This is a genomic window from Leptolyngbya sp. Heron Island J (assembly GCF_000482245.1).
In the GTDB taxonomy this organism is placed as follows: domain Bacteria; phylum Cyanobacteriota; class Cyanobacteriia; order Phormidesmidales; family Phormidesmidaceae; genus Leptothoe.
This window is the reverse complement of sequence record NZ_AWNH01000061.1, coordinates 1-23,282: the sequence shown is the minus strand read 5'-3', so window position 1 is coordinate 23,282 and position 23,282 is coordinate 1. Positions and strand designations below refer to the sequence as shown.

The window sequence follows — 23,282 nt, the reverse complement described above, 5'->3', positions numbered from 1 at the left end:
CCAACTCCAGCAGACCAGTCGCTCGTTTGAATTGCCGTGCCCCCAGTTGACCTTTGCTCAAAAGGGCTTCTAGGTCGCTGCGGTCAGTGGCGCTTAACTCAAGATGACGTTTGTTCATTTGCGAATTGATCGGGGGTGGAGACGTTAATTCAGCCTATCGAACCCATCTACGATATGGCAATAAATTTACTTTCCAGAGTATTTAGTACTGTTTCTAAATCAGGTCTCCTGCTTATCCCTATAGATGTGATATTTTTGTTGTCCTCTGGATAAAAGGAGGAATCTGCAAAGCCTGGTCTGCCAATGGGGGTAATGTCTAGAGCAAATGCGGCCATCAAAGGCGCGGAGTCTAGGACAACAACCCGCTTCGGTGAAATGGGAACCTGTGTGGTGCCCATGGCATGCTCAATTGAGCGCATGGGCACTTCGGAAACATTAGAGGACGGTACATCTGGCTGGCAGCTCGTCAATAAGCCACCTACCAGTATCCCGATTAACCCTCTATGAAATCTGCTGACCATTCTTAAAACTCGACAGAGTAACGCAGACTCGCCGTAATGCCCGGTCTGGCAAAGCGTCGATCCTCCGTGAAACGAATGCGCTCCTGCGCATTTAGCACTAGCTCATCGCTATTTAGCAAATTCTCAAGACCCAAGGTAAGCCGACCCGGACCGACTTGTAAGCTGCTTAGAAAGTCTAGGGAGAAATAGCTCTCGACCTCAAAGCGGTCTACACCTTCGTCAAAGGCGCGATCGCGATCCCCCACAAACAGTAGCTGCAGCCGATTGCTCCAGCGGGGAGTAGTTTCGTTTTCAACATACAGCCCCACTTTAATAGGAGGCACACTCAGAGACGTTAACGGCTCAAAATCACCGTCATCATCACGATCATTTTCTCCTTCAGACCAGGTAAAGTTTCCCCCGAGCTTCCAAATATCGCTGGGCTGCCAGTTAACGGCAACTTCTACACCATAGTTACGCTGGGGCGCACGATCCAACGTCGTAAGATTAGTATCCGGGTCAAAGCGCAAAGTAGCACCTAAATCTGATTCGCTGTAAAATCCGGCAATGCTGGCTTGAATCGTGTCAAACTCGGCCCGCGCGCCAATCTCATAGTTATCGACCGTGATGGGTTCCAACTGGATGTTGTCAGGATCAAAGGTAGGGCCATTGTTTAAGCCTCTACCGACATTGGGAACTGAGAACCCCTGGGAGAAATTGGCAAACAGCCCGACCTCTGGAACCGGTCGATAGAGCAGACCAGCATTAAATGAAACATCATCAAACCCCCCGCTGCCGCCCTGGCGTTCGCGAGGTAGCTGGCTTTCATTGACAAAGACCGCTATGAAATCATTGGCATCAAAGCTAACGTTGTCGTAGCGCAAACCACCGCTAACCTGGAACTGATCGCTAATATCCCAGCGCGCCTGAGCAAATAGCCCTAAATTTTCTAGCTCGTAGTCAACGGAGGTAAACTCTTCAACAATATTGAGTTCACGATTAGCATCAAAGCCTGGAATATCCAAAATAGCAGTCGAACCCTGGTTCTCCTCTTGAGAATAGTCCACACCCCACAGTACATTAGCCGTATCACCCAAGGGTGTATCTACCTGCACCCTGGTACCTATCTCCGTGAAATCAAAAAAGCTCTGAAAGAGGTCTGGAAACAACTCCGGCAGACTCGTATTCGCTCTGATATCACCAAAGGTGGCTGTATTGTCAAGACTATTGTAATAAACCTGAGCGTCTAACTGAGAACCCAACAGGTCGGTATGGCGATAAGTCAGGTTAGCCACATTAGTAATTCTCTCAGGCTCTCGTTCATACTCAAAATTTCCAATAAATATGGGTCGGGCAATCTGATTGCCTGGAATTTCAAAAATAGATGCGTCTGACCCAAATTCAGTGTCAGCCGCATCTCGGTAGTAGCCATAGGTTAGGCCTAGGCGCTGATTTTCATCCACATCATGCCCAACCTTGACCAGCAGCGCTAAGCGGTCAAACTCATTAAGACCATCTACTGGAATAATCCGATTGCCGTCGGAATCGAAGCTAGCATTAACCACATCGTAATTGAGAGATATGCGACCATCAGACTTACCATCTGAGCCAGCCACATCGATGCCGCCTGAGTAGCTAAAAGCACCGTCATCGGATACATTGGTCAACGCTACGCTGGTACCAAAATCGATATTGTAAACAACTCCTTCTTCCTCAGCTGGAGCTCGTGTAATCAGGTTAATGGTGCCACCAGCGGCTCCGTCACCATAGAGTGCGCTGGCTCCGGGTACTACCTAAATCCGTTCTAAAGACTCTAGGGAAAACGTATCTAACTCATTATTTACAAACCCATTAGGATTCTGAGGGACGCCGTCTACTAAAACTTGAACACCGCGACCTCTTAGGGTAAAGCCACGGGCCCCGCCCCGCAGCGGCGGTGGCGAAAACCCCGGCAGTAGCTGCCCTAGAATATTGTTTAAGTTAGGATTAAACTCCAGCTGCTGCTCAATTTCTTCGCGATCAATCACCCGAACGGTTCGAGGCACGTTTGTAATCTCTTCTTCCGTACGTGTGGCCGTAATAACAATACGTAAGGTGTCCTCAGACTCTTCTGCCTCAAGATCTTCATTTTCGGCCGCATCCTCCTCCTGTTGTTGCTCTGAAGAGGCTTGAGCCAGCGCTGATGGGCCATCAACAACGCTAATATCTTCAATGTTGTTGTCTGTATCCACAATTTCAGTTAGTATACCATTGGCCAAATTTGGCTGAATAAAAATAGCCCAAGCAGCACTGACTAGCAGGTTACAGCTAATCAGCTTATTCAAAATTGTCATGATACCTCACACCTTAGTTGTGTAAACCAAGCTCGCCAAACTATAGTTGGCGATGGTCACATAGCAGATATTTGCCAAAGCTGATTGAAATCAGCTTTCAGGCAAGGCTTGTAAGTCCACCTACAGAAAATAACCGTTCACAGGCAAGACTAACGCTTGGTTTATATGGTAAATGTTGGGTCGCTGCATCTTAACCTAGCAGTGTCTTCAATAGCGATTATTTTGTACTATTGCCAATTTTAAGGGAGCTAATGGGTGCGCACACCCTATTGCTTTAGATAAATACTAGGAGTCACCTTAAACCTTTTTTTGAACGCTGTGACAAAGGCAGGGCGGCTAGCGTAGCCAATGCTGCGAGCAACTTCTTGAATCGTGAGGTTGCCTGTCTTTAACAGCTGGCAAGCTTGTTCCATACGATAGTTGCGTAAATAATTAAAGACACTAGTGTTAAAAACCTCTCGAAAGCCCTGGGTGAGTCTGACCTCAGTCAGCTCTACCTGCTGGGCTAGCTCCCTCAAAGAAGGGGGTGCTGCCGCATTTTGAATCAAAATATCTCTAGCGGTATGAATGCGATCGCTATCCATTGGATTGATGGAGCTGGTATGTGAGGTGCTTAAAATCTGACTGATATGAAGCGCTATTAGCTCTAGCACTTTGCCTTCCAGGTAGAGATGGCGAGCTAATCCTTGGTAGGGCCATTCAAAAATCTGCTGTATGATCCGGTGCTGGGATGGAGTAATTTTGCTGGGATGATACAGGATTGAATCGGCTGGTTTTTCTAGGGTATCTCTAAGGGGCATGGGGAAATCATCGATGCGATCGCACAGCTCGAACATCAGCTCCGGTGCTACTTGAATATGGAGAAAACAATGTCTCCCCGGCGGTTGTCGTTCAATTTCACCCGTCTTGGGTAAACGATATAGATAGCTTTTGCCAGCGACTTCTTCCACTGCACCCCCTAGGCCATCATTGTCTATTTGCCAGACACCGGCCAGATAGTACTTAAACGTAAACGGCATATCCACAGGATGATGTCGAATTTTGTTTATGTACGTAAAATTTGTATCAGAGTCTCTAATGTAAAGATTGAGACCCGGACGCCGATGCATTTTACGGACGAGACCTCGACCTAATCCTAGGGGATAGTAACACCAAACTTCTGATTTATCGCAATATTCTCTAAGCTGACCGTTAGAGCGAAACTCTTGCACAATTTCATGTAGTTCATGCGGTCTTAAAACTTTAGCCATCGCCCAGCAGTGGTTGCACCCTTGTCAGTATGACACTATTGGTAATGATTCTCAACTGAAAACATGTTTAGGAAAGAAGATTCAATTACTTTCAATTTTTGCTCTCACCCTAAATCCCTCTCCCGCGGGGCGAGGGACGTTGACTTTGGCTCCTCTTCTTTACGCGAGAGAAGGGGCTGGGGGATGAGGGTTGCTTTTATAGAGCAAGAGCGTTAGGAAGTTATTGGATGCTCATTCCTTAGTTTGTTTCGGCCCCCTCCGATTGCAAACATGCTTTAATATCTGTCAACACCTGATTGGCCGCTAAAATATAGATAGCTTTTTCTGGCAACTTCTTCTACTTCACCCGTTAAAACGTCATTGTTCACTTGCCAGCCACCGGTCAAGTAATACTTAAACGTTATGTCTTCTTATGGCACTTTGTGTGTCTTCTAACCGGGCTTTTCATTGGGGCGAGGTTAATATCCATGGGCAAACGTCTCTTGAGACTCTATTCAGGGGGACATTTGCTTAAATGATTTATACTATTAATAATCACTATCAATAAACCTTATTGATAGCATAGATAATCAGAAGGGTAGCGTCTGGAGAATCTACCTCATGCAAGTAAGATTTTCTGCTAAAGATATTGATAATTTGTTTATGGAGTGCGGACGTACGATTGGTACCTGTGTCCAGGTAGGGCCTTCTGAAACATTGATCGAACTATTACCCCATGTTGGCAAAGGCTACTTGCAGCGAATTAAACTTCGTCCAGGTTTGGAAATATCGATTGAACATTTTGAGGTTTTAGAACCTTTTATGGCAGAGATTTCCAATCATTTTAATCGGGAGGTTATTGAATTTAAGTCGTCTTTATCAGGCTATGCTAAAGGTGATTTTTCAGACTTTGAAGATACATATCATCTTGCTCCTAGACAAAGTAGGATTAGTTTTGCTGCAAATTGTGGAGAATGGATTGAATGCCAGCCGCATGAGCCTATTATTCACGTTGAAGTTAATGTTGAACCCTCAATATTAAACAATCTAATTGGAGGGCGAGCAGATCAGGTTTCTGGAGATTTGCGAACCGTTTTAGCCGGTAGGGCAACTGCTCCCTTATCTCTAACTCAGACGATGTCCCAGGCGACCTTTCAAGCGGCAGAACAGATTTTAAATTGCCCTTATCAAGGATTGACCCGTCAGTTATTCTTAGAAAGTCGGGCCCTTGAGCTGATTGCGTTGCAATTACCATTAGGTCTGACTGAAAAGGAGATACATTCATCTCACTACATCCTCAAAAAAGATGAAGTAGATCGAATTCATTATGCTAAAAAGATTCTGTTGAATAATTTGGAAAATCCTCCATCGCTGCTTGAATTGGCCCAACGAGTTGGATTAAATGATTACAAGTTAAAGCGAGGTTTTCGTCAGGTGTTTGGTACTACTGCATTTGGGTGTTTGTACCAACACAGAATGGAGCGAGCAAAAATATTACTGCAGTCAAATTACTCGACAGTAACAGAAGTTGCCCAAGCGGTTGGATACGCCAGTACTACATCATTTAGCGCCGCATTTAAGAAAAAATTCGGAATGTCCCCTAGAAACTACAAGCTTCGCTCTTAGCCTCAACAGCGATCCGTTTGCAATAGAAAAAAATCCGTTTCGAAGAGGACATGGCCAATCACCATCTCATACCATCACGTCAACGTTTGTTGAGAACAGTTATTATTAGCTGTTTCATGCGTTTGCCCCCTATTATGTGAGGAGATAACGTGAGGCAATTGTATCTAAGCCTATGTCTGGTTGGTCTTTCATGGATTTTTCTCTGTCAAGCAGTTAGGGCTAAATCCGCTGCTTCAATTGCAGATTTAGGCTTAAATCTTTCTGCTGTAGATGAGCGTGCAGAATCTGCTCCAGTGTGGATATCTCAGTCCCCAAGCTTGGAGGCTGAAGCCGTAATTCAGATTACCGATGTTCAACTTGAGCCCACTGAGTCGGGTTTAGCTTTGTTGCTGCAGATATCAACGGGGCAACTGTTGCCGGTTTCTCCATCTGTGGAGGGGAATGACCTGGTTGCCGATATTTCCAATGCGGTTTTGGCACTGCCAGATGGCGACGAGTTTCAATCGGTAAACCCAACCGATGAGGTGGCGTTGGTAACGGTTTCAAATCTATCGAATAATCAGGTACGGGTAGTGATTACCGGTGTCAGTGAGGCTCCGGTGGCTGAGGTGAATGCCAGTGAAGCAGGGCTGATCTTTAATGTGGTGCAAGCGGCAGCTGATGAGGCAGTTGAGGACAATACCCTACGCATTGTGGTGACGGCGGAAAAAACGCCTGAAGTTTTACAGGATGTACCGATTAGCTTAACTGTGCTAACCGAGGACGAGCTGGAAGACGCAGATACTACCACTCTCGATGGCATTGCTGCCAATACCCCTAACTTTTCCTCATTTTCGGCAACTGGCAGCCGCAGTTTTACTTTTTATAGTATTCGCGGTCTGTCTAATCAAAACTTTGGTTCTCGGGATCCGGTGGCTTTCTACGTTGACGATGTGCCCTACGACTACGGCAGCTTTATTGATCTTGACCTACCTGACCTTCAGCAGGTGGAAATTTTGCGAGGACCGCAAAACACCCTATACGGTCGCAGTAGTCAGGCCGGGATAGTCAACATCATCACTCGTAAACCCACGAATGAGTTGTCGTTCAATAGTGCGGTTAGTTATGGCAGCGAAGAAAACGTGGATCTCCGCGCTGGTATCAGCGGTCCGATTATTGAAGATGAACTGTTTTATCGGCTATCTGGTAACTATGAACGGCGCGATGGCTTCTATGACAACAGCTTTCTAGATGAGGATTATGATGAGAAGTCTGGAGGGACAGGCCGGGCGCAGTTACGGTGGACACCAACAGAAACCTGGGATGTTTCTTTGAATGCCTCCTTTGAAGACTACCAAGACGGGGCTTATCCGTTTGTTGCCCTGGATGATGATGATCCCTTTGACATTGAGCAGGACTTTAATGGGTTCAGTTCGCTGAGCACTAATAGTCAATCCCTCAAGGTGGCTTATCTCCAGCCAGAGTTTCGAGTGACTTCAATTACCACACGTCGTTTTTCAGATTGGGCAGCCGATGGAGAGATTGATCTGACAGTGGCGGATGTGCTTCGCGCGCCTAGTGCCTTTGATTCGACTGTATGGACGCAGGAATTACGTCTGCAAGCTCCGGAAGAGGCGGAGCAGCTGCAGTGGATTGTAGGGGGCTACTTTGAGTCTAGAGAGTTTGATAATAATGGGTCTGGGTCGGTTTTTGGAGAGGATGCAGCAGCAGTCTTTGGACCGACGACGATGCCGGGCTCTAGCAGTGTTACGACGGCCGATTCTCGCGATACGACTTGGGCTACGTTTGGCCAGGTCAGCTATCGACCGATTGATCCCCTCAACCTGACCGTTGGTCTAAGATATGAAAATACTGACAGTGAGCTTTCAACCCTTGATCAGGTGTTCCGCATTCCTGGTTTGCCAGATACCTCCCTGTTGAGCGTTAACGATGTCGACCAAAACTCTGATGCGTTCTTGCCGCGATTCGCCATTGACTACCGATTAAGTCCAGAGGCTACGGTATATGGCAGTATCTCAAGGGGGTATCGCCCAGGTGGAGTCAATGTTTTTGCTGATAACGAGGCTTCTTTTCGGTTTGAAGCCGAGCGCTCCTGGAACTACGAAGTAGGGGTGAAAACCACCTGGCTTGATGATCGACTGGGGGTAAATCTATCCCTCTTTCATAACCCTGTGGATAACTACCAGGTGGCTACCTTTGACCCGGTTACATTATTTACCGACAGTGTACGCAATGCCGATGTCAGTATTACGGGGCTGGAATTGGATGTGAGAGCGACGCCCCTTGAAGGGCTGGATTTTATAGCGGGGTTGGGCTTGGTTGATGCCGAATTTACCAACTTTACCGATCAAACTACGGGAGCTAATTTTGATGGCAATAGCCTACCCTATGCTCCAGAGTTTACCTACAACTTCGCGGCTCAGTATCGAACATCGTTTGGATTGTTTACCCGGCTAGAACTGCAGGGTGTGGGTCAGACATTCTTTAATGAAGCCAACACTGTGGAGCAAGATTCCTATGCGTTGGTAAATGCTCGTCTGGGGTATGAGTTTGATCAATATGGAGTGTATCTCTTTGCCAACAATCTTTTTGATACCCGATATATTGCTCAAGGCTTTGATTTTAACGGGACACGGGCAGGAGCTTTTGGTGCCCCAGCAACCTATGGTGTTCAAGTTAGGTCTAGTTTCTAGTGAACCATCGTCAATGGAACCATAAACTTTTACTGTTGGGCAGTTTGTACATTTCGCAGTACATTTCGCTGATGTTTTTTGTGCAAGCGCTGCCTGTTTTTATGCGAGAGCAGGGGGCATCATTAGAGTCTGTTGGGCTGATCTATCTGTTGGCGCTCCCTTTGTTGCTAAAAGTGTTTTGGTCTCCTTGGATCGATCGCTATGGCTATACTCGTTGGGGCCATTACCGTTTTTGGATTGTGATATTTCAGTTGCTGTTGGCGGCAGTAGCGGCTGTATGTGCATTTGTCAGTCTCCACACTAATTTTATGCTCTTGTTTGGGCTACTCATGGTGATGGCGACGCTAGCGGCTAGCCAAGATATTGCCACAGATGCTTTAGCCGTTGGGCTTCTGGCTCCGACAGAACGAGGCTGGGGCAATGGCATTCAGATGGCGGGTAACTATCTGGGGGCAATGCTAGGAGGTGGGGTCATGCTGGTTTTACTGAATCAGTGGGGCTGGCGACGTAGTTTGCTGGCTCTATCACTGATGGTGATGGTGGCACTAGTGCCCATACTGTGCCATCAAGAGCGCTTGCCTCAAAAACAGGCTAACAGTCAACTGGTTCCCGTTTGGATGGATTTGGTTAACTTTTATCGTCGTCCTGGAGTATGGCATTGGCTAATGTTACTAACGCTGTATGTCATTGGTGGCAGTATGGCAGAGAGTATGTTTCGCCCTCTTTTGGTGGATATTGGGTTGTCGCTAGCTGATATTGGTTGGTTGTTGGGGGTGGTGGGTAATGGGGCGAGTATTGTCGGGGCTGTGGTGTCAGGATTGTTGGTGATACCCCTGGGACGTAAGCAAGCGCTGCTTGTCTTTGGCCTATTACAAAGTATCGCTATTTTGATGTATTTGTTGCCAGCACTAGGGGCGATCAGTCGTCCAATGCTCTATTTAGTGACGATTGTGGCAAGTTTTGCCAACAGCGCTATTTTTACAGTGTCATCCACAGTAATGATGGACAAGAGCCGCTTAGCCATTGCAGGGACAGAGTTTACGGCCCAAACGTCCATGGTCTATTTTGGGGCTTTTGGGGCTGCGAGCATTAGCGGGGTGATTGCCTCAGCTATTGGCTATCAGGGATTGTTTGGGATAAGTGCAGTCGTGGCATTACTGTCGGTTGTTTTAATTAGTCGAACGTTGTCGTTGGATTAAAAGAAAAATCCGTTTTGGATATGAAAAAATCCGTTTAGCGAATGTTACACCGCCTAAATTTGGCTATTATTTCAGCATTCCAAGACCATCCTATGGCTAATCAACACTTTACTAAACCGCCCACTGGTGTCTGGAGTATGATGACTCCGGTGAAAGGTAAAATTATTGTTGCGATCGCACTCTCTGTCCTCAGCGCCTGCAGCAGTCTTGCCTCTCTTTTAACCATTCCGTTTATTACTGCAGAATTGTTGTCTGAGGCTCCTGAGCCAGATATGATCAGACGTTGGGTTGCTGGGGCCATTGGCCTGGTCATGATTGCATTTACATCTCGTACATTTGCCTTTAGAGTTTCCCACATCGGCGCATTTAATCTTGAGGTGATGTTACGCACAGCCCTGGCTGACCATTTGGCCCAAGTGCCCCTGGGCTATGTGATCACCACCGGGTCAGGGGCTATCAAAAAGTTGGTGCAAGATGATGTTAAGTCTCTCCATGCGTTTGTTGCCGATAGTACCCCTCTCATTGGTCAAGCATGTACTGTCCCAATCGTCTCCCTGGTGGCGATGTTAATTGCCGATTGGCGTTTGGGGTTGGTGACTCTGGTGGTGTTACCGGTGGGGCTGATCTTTATTCAACTGGCACTGCAAGACTATGGAGAGCAGCGAGATGCCTATAATCGAGCCAATGAGACCATCAACGGTGTGATTATTGAGTTTGTCCAGGGAATGCAGGTGGTCCGCACGTTTGATGATGGTAGCAGTTCGTTTGGGCGGTTTCAGACTTCCCTTGATACCTTTACCCAGACTCTGCGTGATTGGAATGACAAAACTCAGTTTTCTGCTCGTTTGGGCTCTCTCCTGTTTGAGCCGCTACCCACGTTAGTGGTGGTGTCGACTGTAGGGGTTTGGCTATTCTCCCAGGGTAGTCTTACCCTACCGAGATTTTTGGTTTTTCTACTGCTGGCCCCCCGGTTATGTGGTGCATTTAAACCGATTTTGACCCTTTCTTATTTAATTAATCAGGCCAATGCTGGCGCATTACGAATCGCTTCAGTGTTAGCCGAACCGATATTGCTGCAGCCCGTACAGCCACAACAGCCTGTAGACTCGTCTATTTCCTTCCACAATGTCACGTTTGCCTATGGCGAAGGTGCCCCGGCCTTACAGAATGTCTCTCTTCACCTGCCGGTGGGTACGGTGACTGCTTTGGTGGGGCCATCGGGGGCTGGCAAAACCACCCTGGCCCGGCTGATTCCTCGATTCTGGGATGTGGATGAGGGAGTGATTGAAATTGGCGGTGTAGATATCCGTCAGATGACTTCGGATACGCTCATGTCCTGGGTCTCTTTTGTCTTTCAAGATACCTTTTTATTGCATGATACTATTTTTAACAACATTAAATTGGGGCGTCCTGACGCTACTCGTGTTGAAGTGGAGGCAGCCGCCCAAGCGGCCCAGGCCCATCGGTTTATTTTGTCGTTGCCCCAGGGATACGACACCCTGGTGGGAGAACGGGGAGGGCAGCTGTCGGGGGGACAGCGGCAGCGAATTACCATTGCTCGCGCCATTCTTCAAGATAATCCCATTGTGGTTTTAGACGAAGCAACGGCCTTTGCCGATCCGGAGAATGAGGTATTGATTCAAGCTGCGATCGCGGCCCTTACCCAAGGTAAAACCCTGATTGTTGTGGCCCACCGATTGGCCACCATCACCCAGGTAGACCAAATTGCCGTACTAGATTGCGGTCGTTTAGTCGAGCTGGGCAAACATGAGCAACTGGTGAGCGTGGGTGGTCTCTATGCTCAGCTATGGTCTCGCCACCAGGCTGCCCAACACTGGGAACTGGGTAATGATCAGCGCGATCCTGTCCAAAAACAAGCGATTAATAATGTTTGACACCTATCGTCGCATGATGGATGCTGCGGGCTCCCATCGGCTTCAATTACAAACGACCCTGTTGTTATCGGTGATTGCGTCTATTATTCAGGGGATTATCTTTGCCCTGTTTTTTCCAATATTATCTGCTTTAATGGCATCTCCCCCAGCTATGCAGCGGGTTTGGATGCTGTTAGCACTGTTTGGATGCCTGGTGGTTGTAGAAGGGGTGTTGCGCTGGCGAGAGCTAGACTTTGGCTGGGTGACCTCCACCGATATGGCCCATGAAATTCGGTTAAAGCTGGCAGAACAGCTGCGAAAAATGCCATTGGAAGAACTTAATCGGCGACAATCAGGGGATCTCAATATTGTCATGAGTGGCAATGTTAGTGAAATTGTTCTCTGGATTGGTAGTTTAGCCACAATGATCATTCAGACGGTGGTTGTTCCGTTGATAACGGTGCTAGTGACATTATTGATTGATTGGCGACTGGCCGTGGCTTTGCTACTAACCTTTCCCTTGGCCATTCCCATTTATCGCTATACGCGAGATGTCGTCAAAGTGTCGCTGCGAGATATCTCTGTGGCCGATGCTGAAGCGGCCTCACGGATTGTAGAGTACGCTCAAGGACTATCGGTACTCAAGTCTACCGGACAAGTGGGGGCACGTTCAAAATTGCTGCAAACGGCCCTGGAGCGTCAGCGTCAGGTGCAGGCCAAGGGAGAACGGTTAATCACCCTACCGTTGGTGACCATGGCCACCTTGGTGGAAGCTGGCATTTTGGTGATCATCAGTTTAGGGATTTTGTTTATTTTTCAGGGTAGTCTTTCCCTGCCAGTTTTGCTGGCATTGATTGTTATTGCCATGCGACTCACTGAGCCCATCTCTCAGTTAATCGCGTTTACTAGCATTCTAGACTTGATGGAAGTTGGGTTAGAACGGGTGGAAGCGGTCATGGCTATTGCGGCTCTGCCAGTAATCTCCCCGACCATGCAGCTTACCCAGTTTGATATTGCGTTTGATCAGGTTTCTTTCCGCTATGCCCAACAGCAGGAGTGGGCACTGCAGAACGTGTCCTTTCAGTTGCCTCCGCAATCACTCACGGCTCTAGTGGGTTCGTCTGGCAGTGGCAAAACAACTATCACCTGTTTACTGAGTCGCTTTGCCGATGTGCAACAGGGCGCGATTCGTATTGGTGGCGTTGATGTGCGCCAGGTGGACCCTGCCCAGTTGATGCGGTCGATCTCAGTGGTGTTTCAGGATGTGTATCTGTTTGACGACACCATCCTCAACAATATTCGCATGGCCAAACCCGAAGCCACCGATGGGGAGGTAGAAGCAGCGGCCCGAGCGGCTAACTGTCACGAGTTCATCGTGAGACTAGTCCATGGCTATCACACCCGCATTGGTGAAATTGGTGGCACCCTGTCGGGGGGAGAACGTCAGCGAGTGTCCATTGCCCGGGCGATTCTCAAGGATGCTCCGATTGTGTTGCTCGATGAACCCACCTCCGCCTTGGATACTGCCAGTGAAGTCGCCGTTCAAACTGCTATCAACCGCCTGATTGCTGATAAAACCGTCATTGTCATTGCCCATCGTCTGTCCACGATTGCTGAGGCCGATTTGATCTTGGTGTTGGAGGATGGACAGATTGTGGAACAGGGAACTGGTTGGGAGTTGTTAAACCAACAGGGCCGCTATGCCAACCTATGGAACGCGCAGCAACAGTCTCAGGGTTGGCGCATTGCGGCTTAGGAAACAAAATTAACTAGGTTCCACTATTGGCTGTAGAGACGTTGTATGCAACGTCTCTACAGCATTAATTTTTGGATCTTACAAAAGCCTGATCCTTTAGCGTTACCACATTGAATCTATGGCTCGCCCGCACAGCCTAACCGGGAAACGGTTTTTTAAGCTTGCTTATCCCCCCCAGGGGGATATAGTAGAAGTAATGGGTAGATGCCCCCTGGGGGTATCTGCTCAACACATTAAAAAACGTTTGCAATTCTCGGATAAATTATTGGGATTTTTAGCATGTGGAAACAGCGTCCTCGATGGCTGCAAGGGTTGGCCAATCCCGTTTTTGCCAGGCTTTATCTGGCCCAAACCGTCAACTTGGTGGGGGAATCATTCACCTGGCTAGGTCTGGCTTTATTAGCCTTTGAATTAGCGGGTGAACAATCAGGGACTATCTTAGCTGGAGCCCTTACTCTGCGGGTATTAGCCTTTGTGGTGTTGGCTCCGATTGCCGGTGCGATCGCAGACCAGATAGATCGCAAACGGCTGATGATTATCACGCACCTGGTCCGCATGGGCATTGTCTGTCTGTTACCCTTTATTACGCAGCCCTGGCACATTTACGGGATTGTGTTTTTGTTAAATGTGTTTTATGCCTTTTTCACCCCGACCTATACCGCTACTATTCCCCTGGTTACCACAGAAGAGGAATGCCCTAAAGCCATCGCCCTATCCAGCGCCACCTATCAGCTGCTAGGTGTTTTAGGCCCCGGTTTGGCCGGCAGCATTGCCGCCTTGGTGGGAACACGACAGGTCTTTTTTCTAGATGCCATCACATTTTTGGTAGCGGCCCTTTTGATCGCCACCTTACCAGGGCAGCTGCGAGCGAGCGACAGCACGTTGGCAGATTCTAGAACAGATTTAAACCCGGTTAAAACTGTTATTCAAAATATAAAAGCAGGGACGGGATGTTTATTTACCGATCCTCCGATGCGGTATGCATTAATGCTGCAGTTGGTAGCTGCGATCGCAGGGGCACAAATCCTCGTCAATACGGTGGGCTATGTCCAGGGTACTCTGCAGTTAGGAAAACTCGAATATGGATGGGTGATGGCCGCTTTTGGGATTGGGGCCACGCTCGCCGCTATTAATTTGGGCAATGCCAGGAAGAAGAATAACCCTATTTTGTTAGCCAGTGGGGGGGCAGTCTTGATTACCCTGACATTGGCGAGTGCTAATTTTGTTGATTGGGCTGGATTGTTGTTGCTCTGGGCATTGGCAGGGGCAGGGCAAACCCTGATCAATGTTCCCACCCAAACCCTCATTGCTAGTCGGGTGGCAAAAGAGGCCCAGGGTCGGGTGTATGGCGCTCAATTTGCCTGGAGTCATTTTTGGTGGGCCTTAGCCTATCCCCTGGCAGGCTGGTTAGGCAACTATGCTCCTGGCTATTATTTTCTCTATAGCAGCCTGATTGGAGGGGGACTATTGATTGTTGTGTCCCTATGGTTTAAACCCCAACGTCTTACAGGGCTACAACCTGGCCTCTGGCACGAACACGAGCACACTCATGACGAACACCATAGCCATGATCACAGTACTCATCGCCATAGCCATTTCCACTTCCATGACACCATAACACCTGGACTTAGGGATTCAGCTTCGGTTTGAGAAGAGAGGGACAGCCGTAGCAAAGCTCCATAATGCTATGCCAGTCGGTTCTTCGGGGTGAGAGGAGCAGCAATGCCAAAAAATAAAATGCGTTTTACACCCAAAATGACTAGCAAGATGCGATCGCTTCGTCCTAATCTAGCGAGATTGATTCTATCTAGTCGTTTCTAGCGTATGTATTCCGACTGCCATGGCCTATCAACCTTCTAAGACTGCGTCAGGGGCGCTGCTGAATAGGCGGGGATTTAACCGTCAGCGTCGATACTTTGTGCTGATGGGGATAAGTACAGTATTGCATCTGCCTGTACCAGACCTACTCAGCCCAATGCTCTATCAATGGCCACTAAGCGGATTCTACATGGGTTGGGTGCAACAGATGTTCCAGTGAGGCCGACCCGCATTGTCGTGACGGGGTATTTCACAGTAAAGGCCATGATGGCTCTAGGGATACAGCCCATTGCCGCGCCCGCTGTGATTATTGATCACCTGTTACACCTACTGCCCCTAGAGGGCGCGATCGCAGCTATCGGTGTACCTAAGCAAGCGTAAGTTTTGACACAGCTTAGACTGACACGAAGAGCGTATAATGCAATCCATTCTCATTAATAGCGTTTGTCCTCGCCATGAAACCAAGACGAGTCCTGAATCATCGCGAAGACTGGCTGTTACCAGGCAGCGTTGATGATTCACGGTTGTTTCATGCGGACCCATCTGATCAAATTTTGGTGTATCCGTCTTCTGTGGGGCAGGGGTATCGGCAAAAAATTCAGTTACAAGACGATCTGACCCTCGTCATTATGGATTATGTACTCAACTACGATGTTCTGTTTGATATTCCCGGAGAGAAAGCTTGCACTAAGTTTGAGTTTCCGCTAAATGCCGGTCCTAGATATAGTGAATTCATCCCTATTATTGGCTTTAGGATGTTGGGGACTGGTCAACCCAAAAAACGAGTCTTTGAGATTGAAGTTATTTTTGAAGGTTCTTCCATCTTAACTTATGCTCAAGCTTGCTTGGAGAGGTTTCCTGTCCATACGCAACAGATTGTAGAAGAGATTATAAAGTCCCTATGGCGTTTTCAAGGAGGACGTTCGGGGCTAGATACAGCCGAAATAATGAACCGCTTGGTCGCCTATGCAGCGAAAGGAACACTGATTTCATGCAGTGACCTCACCCTTGGGCATATTGTGTCTGATACTCTCTACACTAAAGCCATTGATCTTCAGTATGCTAACCGGGCTCCGATTACACCGCCAATGGAAGTAATTCTGGGAGAAATCCTGAGTTGTCCTTATCGTGGCACAACCCGTCGTCGCTACTTAGAACATAAAGCTTTAGAGCTGGTGCTGTTACGGTTGCAGGCGATTACTCATCCATCACTTAAGCAGACTGATCTCAACATTATTTATCAGGCTGCTTCTATCTTAAGGCGTGAGATTGTCAATCCACCGACGGTAGAAACCCTGGCGCGCAAAGTAGGCACCAATCGCCTCAAGCTAAACCAGGGATTTCACCAAGTGTATGGCACAACGCCTTTTAAGTATTTGCGAGACTGCCGCCTAAATCAGGCACGGCGGCTATTAATGACCACTGATATGCCGGTAGAAAGTGTGGCAGCCGCTGTGGGCTACAGCAGCCGTAATCATTTTGCTAAAGCCTTTCGTCGGAAAACGGGACTAAATCCCAAAGCATTCCAGATGCAAGTGTGGCAATGTGCCAGCTAGGCTTGATGCTCTGAGCTAGTAACGGCAAAAAATGCGTTAACCGCCCAAAATCTCTAGAAAGCCATTGAGAATTCCCCTAACCTAATTGAGAATGATTTGCTTCAACCACAATTTTTGACTTGGATGGTGTCCAACAGTGCACTGTTCAGATTCCTAATAGGGTTGGATTCTGGTGTGAGGGATATAATGACGAAATTGTTGCAGTGTGGAAAACTTGTTGTAATCGGAACGCTCATAGGTAGTTCTGTTTTATTGATTGAACCAGTTCAAGGGAAATTATTACCCAGCCACCATTCTCCCTTCATTACGGCTCAAGTGCCTGACACCATTCAAATTATTGATATACGGCTCAATGTCACTGAGACGGGGCTAGAAATACTCTTGGTGACTGAATCTGGAACACTCTCTCTGCCTCAAACGAATACTGTCGAGAATACGTTAACTGCAGAAATTGCGAATGCGGTGTTGGCCTTGTCAAATCAAAATGAGTTTCAATCAGCTGAGCCAGCTGAAGGGATTGCATTAGTGCGGGCAGTGAACCTATCTGGAAACAGGGTTCAGCTCTCGATTATTGGCGTAGAATCTCCCCCTGTGGCGGATGTGGCTGCTGAGACGCAAGCGCTGCGTCTGACTGTGGGACTCGAAAATCTAGCTACGCTAGAAGAAGAACCGCTCAGATTAGTGGTGACAGGAGAACAAGACAGTCGCTATGTGGTTCCCAGGGCGTCTACAGCAACCCGTACGGATACTCCACTAGATGAGATTCCTCAATCTATTCAGATAATTCCCGAAGAGATTCTGGATGATCAGCAAGTGATTCGTCTGAATGATGCCCTGCGTAATGCCAGTGGTGTTGTTTCGAATTCTCTAGATCAGCGAGGGCAGCGATTTATTATTCGTGGTTTTAGTAGTTCGTCTATTTTGCGGGATGGGTTTCGCCAAACTGACGGTGGCTCCGGGAACGCAGGTTTTCAGGAACTGGCTAATATTGACCGGATTGAAGTGCTGAAAGGCCCGGCATCGATTTTAGCCGGGTCGCTGGAACCTGGTGGTGCCATTAATCTGGTGACTAAAAAGCCGTTGTCCGCACCATTTTATCAGCTAGGTTTACGGGTGGGAAATCGAGAGCTGATTGAACCCAGTATTGATATTTCGGGACCGCTGACAGAAGATGGGCGACTGCTGTATCGTCTGAATGCGCTGTATCGCAATGAAGATTATCATCGAGATTTTGATGTGCCAGTAGAACGGTTCTTTATTGCGCCGGTGCTGAGTTGGGCCATTAGCGATCGCACCGACCTCACCGTTGAACTCGAATACAGCGACGAAACCCGTCCCGCCGACTTTGGTGGCATACCCGTGATTGGCGATCGCGTTGCCGATGTCCCATTTGACCGGATTACGGGAGAACCCGATGATGATGCATCTAATGAATTTCTGAGACTGGGCTACCAGTTTGAACATCGCTTTAGCGATCGCTGGAAGGTTCGCAATAGCTTTCGCTACATCAGCTTTGACAACGACTTCGTGTCTAACGTGGCGTTTGGCACCAACGAAGCTACAGGCGATCTGTTTCGCATCTGGATTCAAAACGCTCAACCCAGCAACAGTTATGAATTGCAAGCTAACGTGGTAGGTGAATTTGCTACCGGCTCAATTGAGCATACCCTCTTAGCAGGTGTCGATCTATATCGACGAGATGGTGAAAACCGTAGACGCACCGACTTTACACCCCAGCCACCGTTTAATGTTTTTGATCCGGTCTATGGATTGGTGTCTAGACCAGACAGTTTTAACGAGCCACCACCCCAGATCACTGATTTCCGTACTGATAATCTGGGTATATATGTTCAAGATCAAGTCACCTTGCTAGACAACCTATTTCTGTTAGCGGGTCTTCGTTACGACACGGTGACTGAGGATATTGACGATCTAGAGCGAAATACCAGCGACAGTCAAAGTAACGATGCATTTACCCCCAGGATAGGCCTAGTCTATCAGCCCACTGACAATCTCTCTTTATATACCAGTTACAGTACGTCGTTTGTGCCCAACTCAGCTAGAGATCGCTCCGGTGATTTACTAGAACCTGAAGAAGGACGACAGTTTGAAATAGGAGCCAGAGCCGATCTGTTAGATGGCCGTCTGTCTGCAAATTTAGCTCTGTTTAATATTACCAAGCAGAATGTTGCCACTGCCGATCCAGAGGCTCTACCAGGGGAGTCCTTTGCGATCGCCACCGGTGAACAGCGGAGTCAGGGGGTGGAGTTGGATGTGATTGGTGAAATTCTGCCGGGGTGGGATATTGTTGCCAACTACGCTTACACAGATGCTGATATCACTGAGGATAATAACGGTCTAGAAGACAATCGTCTGTTTGGTGTACCTGAGCATAATGTTAACCTGTGGACCAACTACGAAATGCTACAGGGAGATCTGGCTGGTCTGGGGTTTGGTATTGGCGTTAACTATATTAGCGATCGCTTTGGTGACAATGAGAATAGCTATGTGTTAGAAGATTATTTTCTGACCAATGCGGCAGTTTCTTATCGGAGAGATAATTGGCGGGCAGCCCTCAATTTTCGCAATCTGTTTGATGTGGACTATATTGACAGTTCCGAGGGGTCCAGGGATTTTGAGAATCGACCTGGTGAAGGATTTACTATCGTAGGTTCGTTCTCTGTTGAATTTTAAACAGGCAAGGTCGACATCCACAAGCGTTGCGATCGCGACTTCTAGGCTCATGCAGATGACTTTGGGGATCTCGATATAGAGATTGAACTAGTACAATCACCCCACTAGGTTGCAAATGCTGAATGTGACAAAATCCACCAGGGATAATACTGACAAATCGGCGTTTGCCAATATCCATAATTCTCAGGGGGGATCTCAAAAGGGTCCTGGGACTGGATGAGAACAGGATTATGCCAAGAGAGAATTGGCAGATGACCTCTAGGGGCCTCTTGATAGCTATAAAAGGGAGGAAAGCCAGAGAAAGGTATTCTGACCCAGCCAACTTTGCCTTGAAATCGCCTTAAATCTAAAGGCTTGGTATACAAGCGGGGATCTTCACCCATAATAATTTCTCCACCGCACTCTAAAAAGATTTCTCGCTGCACACTAAAACCGAATTTTCCATTGCTACGCTTGAGCCACAAGCGATCGATTTTTCGGAGTTGTTCAGCATCAATAGCGCTATTTCGCTCATGCCAACACTTAAAGGCATCAGGGATGTGATCCCATAAGTCGTTAAGGTGCTGACTGATCCGAATCAGGCTTATCATGATTCGATCTTGATCTAACCCCGACCCACCAGGGAGTAAATGGTGGCGGTGAAACAGTGTTCGCAGTTCCGAATTGGATCGAAATTCCTGCTCATAGTCGGGAGATTGCACCCGCTGCCAAAACTCCTGACGCAATTGTCTCCAGGCATTGTCTATAGGCTCGGCTTGGCAATGACTACGAACCACGATGTTAAAGAGCAGGTCATAAGTGACTCGATCGGCAGCTGCCCAACTGTGGTTTAGAGCATTGCGCAGGCGAGTGAATTGGTCTGCTTTACTCATGATAGTTCTGCTAATAAGACTTACAGTTGATAGCCCATCTCGATGACTGCTGCTGCTTTGTAAATTTATGAGCGATCGCTACTTGTTCAATTGTGAGCTTTTCAATATCCTGTTTGAGAGATTCACTAGTGACTAGCATAGTGCAGATATTAATAGACTGTAGTGACGCAAAAAAGTGGGGCAGGTCAAAACATCTGCCCCATTGCATCCGAGACCTACTGATTACCTATTGCCCTTACTCTTTTTAAATTGTCGTATGGTTTGAGTGCGCGATTTCCAACGAGCTTTGCTGTTTTGCTGAGCTTGTTGGTGCTGTCGCCGGTGTAAATGGGCCTGTTCTTTTAGCAGCTTGTGATAGCTTCTCAGGCGTTTCTTAGATAAGTCTCCTGAGACTAACGCTGCTTGGATGGCACAACCCGGCTCTGACTGATGTTGACAATCGCGGAACCGACATTGCTGAGCCAGGGCTTCGACATCAGCAAAGGTTTCATCCACACGATTATCCAGACTATCCTCAGCCAGCCATAGCTGTAACTCACGCATACCCGGAGTATCAATTAAGAGAGCTCCGGTGGGCAGGCGCAGCATAGTCCGAGAGGTGGTGGTATGACGTCCCTTACTATCGTCTGCACGTATTGCTTGAGTCGCCTGTAGGTTACTCCCCATCAGCTGATTGGTCAGGGTAGATTTGCCCACACCAGATGAACCGAGAAGAGCCAGGGTTTGCCCTACTTTAAGGTAAGGCTTTAATGCCTCCAGATTATTGTGTTGTAACGCGCTCAGGGTAATAATTGGCACACCAAACGCGATGTCTTCCACAAGCCGACGCTTGTGGTCCAGGTCCTCACAAATATCGGCCTTATTTAGCACAATTACTGGACTAGCCCCACTCTCCCAAGCCATCACCAAATAGCGTTCAATGCGACGCAGGTTAAAGTCCAAGTCTAGACCACTGACCAGCAAAAGAGTGTCTACGTTAGCGGCAACAACCTGGACATCGGTACGGTTACCGGCTGCTTGACGAAGAAATTGGCTTTTGCGAGGTAGTACAGCCTCGATTAACGCTGGATCTGCTTGACTCTGGGGGTGAAGTACAACCCAATCGCCCACAGCTGGAAAGTCTGATGAGCTTTGAATCTGGTGTCTAAATCTGCCAGTTAGAGTTGCTGTTGTATCACCTTGTTCAGTATAGAGATGGTACTGACTGCGATGAACCACAGCGACACGTCCTACGCGATACCCTTGTTCCACGTAGGGTGTAAAGCTGCAAGCGAAGGTATCGCTCCAGCCTAAATTAGCTAAAGTCATGATAGGAAAAAATCCTCTAGGTTAACTGAGTCTGAGACCTACAGGGCGTCTGCCCATAGGCCATAACCGTAGAGGAATGGTGCAAAGAAATGCTGTCAGGGATTATCCCAGCAGTTGCAAGGGTGCATTCCCTACGGATTTAGAGATGTAGCGATAAGGGTCACCGACTCAGACATAAAGTTCAGCTCCTGAAAAGGGTAGAGAGAACAACTTTTATTGTAGCGGGGATGATGGCCTACTGTCGAGATATTGGTAAAGTTACACAACATGGACTCAAATGATGTACCAAAAATCGACGGCTTGTCTAGCCTATAAATAGGGGAACTGCTGCCAGTGCCAACTGCCAGTGTCAACTGACATTTTTAGAATTAAAACAATAACTATAAGAGGTCCCCTGGATGCAAAGGAGAAAGGTAGCCCATTTAAGCCTCTGGCTTGCGATTTTAGTTATGGGCATAGCCCTGGGAATTTTCAGGTTTGGGGGAGCTACTGGTAAGGAAGTCTACGTGCTACTGATTGTTGTTGTACTCCCTGTTGTACCGTTAACGAGTTCTTCTGACGGGGTTACACAACTGCTGAAAGGCCTATAACTTCAGTGGTTAAGAATGGGTAGATAAAAAAAGATAGGCTAGTTTTACGAACACGACCTATCACGACCTATGATACCGTCAATCTACCAAAGCTATCTAGAGAAGAAGCTCAGTGCCCGTCAGTCGTTGTTACTGTCATTGTTAGTCACGGTCGTGCACACGATCCGTGATGTGCGACTAGAGACCATAGCTGAGGCCCTGCCGCTGCCGATTCTATTTGAAAGTCGGCGAAAAAAGTACAACGGTTCCTTATGCTGGGTGCCATGGATGTAAATCGTCTCTGGCTGGGCCTATTCACCGTTTTCCTAAGGCATCAGCAGGTGACTAGAGGTAGCACCGTGTACGTGGCTATCGACCGCACAAGTTGGGGGCAGATCAATTTGTTGATGGTGAGTTTGATCTGGCGAAACCGAGCCATTCCGCTCTATTGGCAACGGCTAAAGAATCTGGGTAATAGCAACCTCAGGACTCAGCGTAAAGTACTGCGAGTAGCCTTATCGAGACTCTCAGACTACAAGGTAGTGGTACTCGGTGACCGAGAGTTTTGCTCGGTAGACTTGGCCTGTTGGCTGGGTGAGCAGCAGTGTTACTTTTGTCTGCGGCAGAAGAAATCAACCCACATTCAGTCCAATAATGATGACTGGATAGCCCTCTCTGAGCTTGAACTCACACCAGGAATGAGCTGTTTTTTCAATCAAATTACGGTCACCGAAAGCAAAGGGTTTGGACCGGTTCAGGTCGCGGGAAAATGGAAGCGACGTTACCAGGGCTTTGCACCTGACGAACCTTGGTATATTCTCACCAACTTCGATAGCCTGGATGCGGCGATCTCAGGATATCAGAAGAGGTTCTCCATAGAGGAACTGTTTCGTGACCTAAAATTAGGGGGCTACTGCCTCGAAAAAACGCGAGTTGAGGGCAGGCGATTTATGACCATGGTGCTCTTAATCGCCATTGCCTATACTTGTGCGACCACTCAGGGACAGCGGCTTAAACAGAAGGCGTTGCAAAAGTATATTGCTAGACCCGAAACTCAAGGCCTTAACCAAAAGCGACACAGTGCTTTTCATGTCGGATTAACCGCTTATCGCTGGGTTCCTTTTTGGCACCGTTGCCACAAACAAGTTCAGGCTTTGATGAGACTCGACCGAAACAAAATTGAGTATCATTTACGAGGGTTAAGAGCTATAGAAGCTGTCCTAGATACGCTTTAGCCGTTGTGTCTCCCTTTCAG

17 protein-coding genes are annotated in these 23,282 nt (G+C 47.8%); 12 read left to right on the top strand and 5 right to left on the bottom strand.

The features are described 5' to 3' along the window. Positions 1 to 312: 312 nt before the first annotated feature. Positions 313 to 507 carry a hypothetical protein gene (locus N836_RS75950; protein WP_152532189.1) on the top strand — a complete coding sequence of 65 codons (195 nt, stop codon included), beginning with the start codon at positions 313 to 315 and terminating at the stop codon, positions 505 to 507. A 16-nt stretch (positions 508 to 523) separates the two neighbouring features. Here the strand turns inward: N836_RS75950 and N836_RS57295 are convergent, their stop codons facing one another. The 3 genes from N836_RS57295 to N836_RS57290 all read right to left on the bottom strand — a co-directional run bounded on the left by N836_RS57295 (position 524) and on the right by N836_RS57290 (position 4,083). Further along, complete coding sequence (locus N836_RS57295) at positions 524 to 2,167, bottom strand: TonB-dependent receptor (protein WP_023073871.1); 1,644 nt, start codon at positions 2,165 to 2,167, stop codon at positions 524 to 526. A gap of 126 nt (positions 2,168 to 2,293) precedes the next feature. After that, entirely contained in the window at positions 2,294 to 2,833 is a 540-nt protein-coding gene (locus N836_RS73510) for a TonB-dependent receptor plug domain-containing protein (protein ID WP_023073870.1), read from the bottom strand. A gap of 266 nt (positions 2,834 to 3,099) precedes the next feature. Then, positions 3,100 to 4,083, bottom strand: a complete 984-nt coding sequence (locus N836_RS57290; RefSeq protein WP_023073869.1) for a helix-turn-helix transcriptional regulator — start codon at positions 4,081 to 4,083, stop codon at positions 3,100 to 3,102. Between the two features lie 600 nt (positions 4,084 to 4,683). On the opposite strand from N836_RS57290, the gene N836_RS57285 reads away from it, so the two are divergent. The 9 genes from N836_RS57285 to N836_RS57250 all read left to right on the top strand — a co-directional run bounded on the left by N836_RS57285 (position 4,684) and on the right by N836_RS57250 (position 19,278). Then, the gene (locus N836_RS57285; protein ID WP_023073868.1) at positions 4,684 to 5,688 is read left to right on the top strand and encodes a helix-turn-helix transcriptional regulator; all 1,005 of its coding nucleotides are present in this window, start codon (positions 4,684 to 4,686) and stop codon (positions 5,686 to 5,688) included. A gap of 149 nt (positions 5,689 to 5,837) precedes the next feature. Continuing rightward, on the top strand, positions 5,838 to 8,381 hold the full coding sequence (locus N836_RS57280) for a TonB-dependent receptor domain-containing protein (RefSeq protein ID WP_031293203.1): 2,544 nt from the start codon (positions 5,838 to 5,840) through the stop codon (positions 8,379 to 8,381). After that, positions 8,381 to 9,580, top strand: coding sequence for an MFS transporter (locus tag N836_RS57275; protein WP_023073866.1), 1,200 nt, complete (start codon positions 8,381 to 8,383; stop codon positions 9,578 to 9,580). The genes N836_RS57280 and N836_RS57275 overlap by 1 nt, the downstream gene beginning before the upstream one ends. A gap of 92 nt (positions 9,581 to 9,672) precedes the next feature. Beyond that, entirely contained in the window at positions 9,673 to 11,475 is a 1,803-nt protein-coding gene (locus N836_RS57270; RefSeq protein ID WP_031293202.1) for an ABC transporter ATP-binding protein, read from the top strand. Next, positions 11,468 to 13,210, top strand: a complete 1,743-nt coding sequence (locus N836_RS57265) for an ABC transporter ATP-binding protein (RefSeq protein WP_023073864.1) — start codon at positions 11,468 to 11,470, stop codon at positions 13,208 to 13,210. Before N836_RS57270 ends, N836_RS57265 begins: the two co-directional genes overlap by 8 nt. 279 nt (positions 13,211 to 13,489) lie before the next feature. Continuing rightward, a complete protein-coding gene (locus N836_RS57260) occupies positions 13,490 to 14,860 on the top strand; it encodes an MFS transporter (protein ID WP_023073863.1) in 1,371 nt (456 codons plus the stop codon). A gap of 336 nt (positions 14,861 to 15,196) precedes the next feature. Further along, a complete protein-coding gene (locus tag N836_RS57255; protein WP_023073862.1) occupies positions 15,197 to 15,409 on the top strand; it encodes an iron dicitrate-binding periplasmic protein in 213 nt (70 codons plus the stop codon). Between the two features lie 74 nt (positions 15,410 to 15,483). Next, complete coding sequence (locus N836_RS73505; protein ID WP_023073861.1) at positions 15,484 to 16,584, top strand: helix-turn-helix transcriptional regulator; 1,101 nt, start codon at positions 15,484 to 15,486, stop codon at positions 16,582 to 16,584. 186 nt (positions 16,585 to 16,770) lie between these two features. Further along, positions 16,771 to 19,278, top strand: a complete 2,508-nt coding sequence (locus N836_RS57250; RefSeq protein WP_023073860.1) for a TonB-dependent siderophore receptor — start codon at positions 16,771 to 16,773, stop codon at positions 19,276 to 19,278. Positions 19,279 to 19,382: 104 nt separating this feature from the next. On the opposite strand, the gene N836_RS57245 is transcribed toward N836_RS57250, so the two are convergent. Continuing rightward, the gene (locus N836_RS57245; RefSeq protein WP_023073859.1) at positions 19,383 to 20,150 is read right to left on the bottom strand and encodes a GUN4 domain-containing protein; all 768 of its coding nucleotides are present in this window, start codon (positions 20,148 to 20,150) and stop codon (positions 19,383 to 19,385) included. 222 nt (positions 20,151 to 20,372) lie between these two features. Continuing rightward, positions 20,373 to 21,458 carry a ribosome small subunit-dependent GTPase A gene (gene rsgA / locus N836_RS57235; protein WP_023073857.1) on the bottom strand — a complete coding sequence of 362 codons (1,086 nt, stop codon included), beginning with the start codon at positions 21,456 to 21,458 and terminating at the stop codon, positions 20,373 to 20,375. A gap of 659 nt (positions 21,459 to 22,117) precedes the next feature. On the opposite strand from rsgA, the gene N836_RS74730 reads away from it, so the two are divergent. Together N836_RS74730 and N836_RS57225 are read left to right on the top strand one after the other, a co-directional pair. Continuing rightward, positions 22,118 to 22,321, top strand: coding sequence for a hypothetical protein (locus tag N836_RS74730; RefSeq protein WP_071789022.1), 204 nt, complete (start codon positions 22,118 to 22,120; stop codon positions 22,319 to 22,321). After that, the gene (locus N836_RS57225; protein ID WP_051394517.1) at positions 22,312 to 23,262 is read left to right on the top strand and encodes an IS4 family transposase; all 951 of its coding nucleotides are present in this window, start codon (positions 22,312 to 22,314) and stop codon (positions 23,260 to 23,262) included. The genes N836_RS74730 and N836_RS57225 overlap by 10 nt, the downstream gene beginning before the upstream one ends. Positions 23,263 to 23,282: the final 20 nt, after the last annotated feature.

Excerpts from the sequence above, each read along its gene's own strand:
- N836_RS75950 (WP_152532189.1), top strand. The coding sequence starts at position 313 with ATGTCTAGAGCAAATGCGGCCATCAAAGGCGCGGAGTCTAGGACAACA.
- N836_RS73510 (WP_023073870.1), bottom strand. The coding sequence starts at position 2,833 with ATGACAATTTTGAATAAGCTGATTAGCTGTAACCTGCTAGTCAGTGCT.
- N836_RS57290 (WP_023073869.1), bottom strand. The coding sequence starts at position 4,083 with ATGGCTAAAGTTTTAAGACCGCATGAACTACATGAAATTGTGCAAGAG.
- N836_RS57285 (WP_023073868.1), top strand. The coding sequence starts at position 4,684 with ATGCAAGTAAGATTTTCTGCTAAAGATATTGATAATTTGTTTATGGAG.
- N836_RS57270 (WP_031293202.1), top strand. The coding sequence starts at position 9,673 with ATGGCTAATCAACACTTTACTAAACCGCCCACTGGTGTCTGGAGTATG.
- N836_RS57265 (WP_023073864.1), top strand. The coding sequence starts at position 11,468 with ATGTTTGACACCTATCGTCGCATGATGGATGCTGCGGGCTCCCATCGG.
- N836_RS57260 (WP_023073863.1), top strand. The coding sequence starts at position 13,490 with ATGTGGAAACAGCGTCCTCGATGGCTGCAAGGGTTGGCCAATCCCGTT.
- N836_RS57255 (WP_023073862.1), top strand. The coding sequence starts at position 15,197 with ATGGCCACTAAGCGGATTCTACATGGGTTGGGTGCAACAGATGTTCCA.
- N836_RS73505 (WP_023073861.1), top strand. The coding sequence starts at position 15,484 with ATGAAACCAAGACGAGTCCTGAATCATCGCGAAGACTGGCTGTTACCA.
- N836_RS57250 (WP_023073860.1), top strand. The coding sequence starts at position 16,771 with ATGACGAAATTGTTGCAGTGTGGAAAACTTGTTGTAATCGGAACGCTC.
- N836_RS57245 (WP_023073859.1), bottom strand. The coding sequence starts at position 20,150 with ATGAGTAAAGCAGACCAATTCACTCGCCTGCGCAATGCTCTAAACCAC.
- rsgA (WP_023073857.1), bottom strand. The coding sequence starts at position 21,458 with ATGACTTTAGCTAATTTAGGCTGGAGCGATACCTTCGCTTGCAGCTTT.
- N836_RS74730 (WP_071789022.1), top strand. The coding sequence starts at position 22,118 with ATGATACCGTCAATCTACCAAAGCTATCTAGAGAAGAAGCTCAGTGCC.
- N836_RS57225 (WP_051394517.1), top strand. The coding sequence starts at position 22,312 with ATGGATGTAAATCGTCTCTGGCTGGGCCTATTCACCGTTTTCCTAAGG.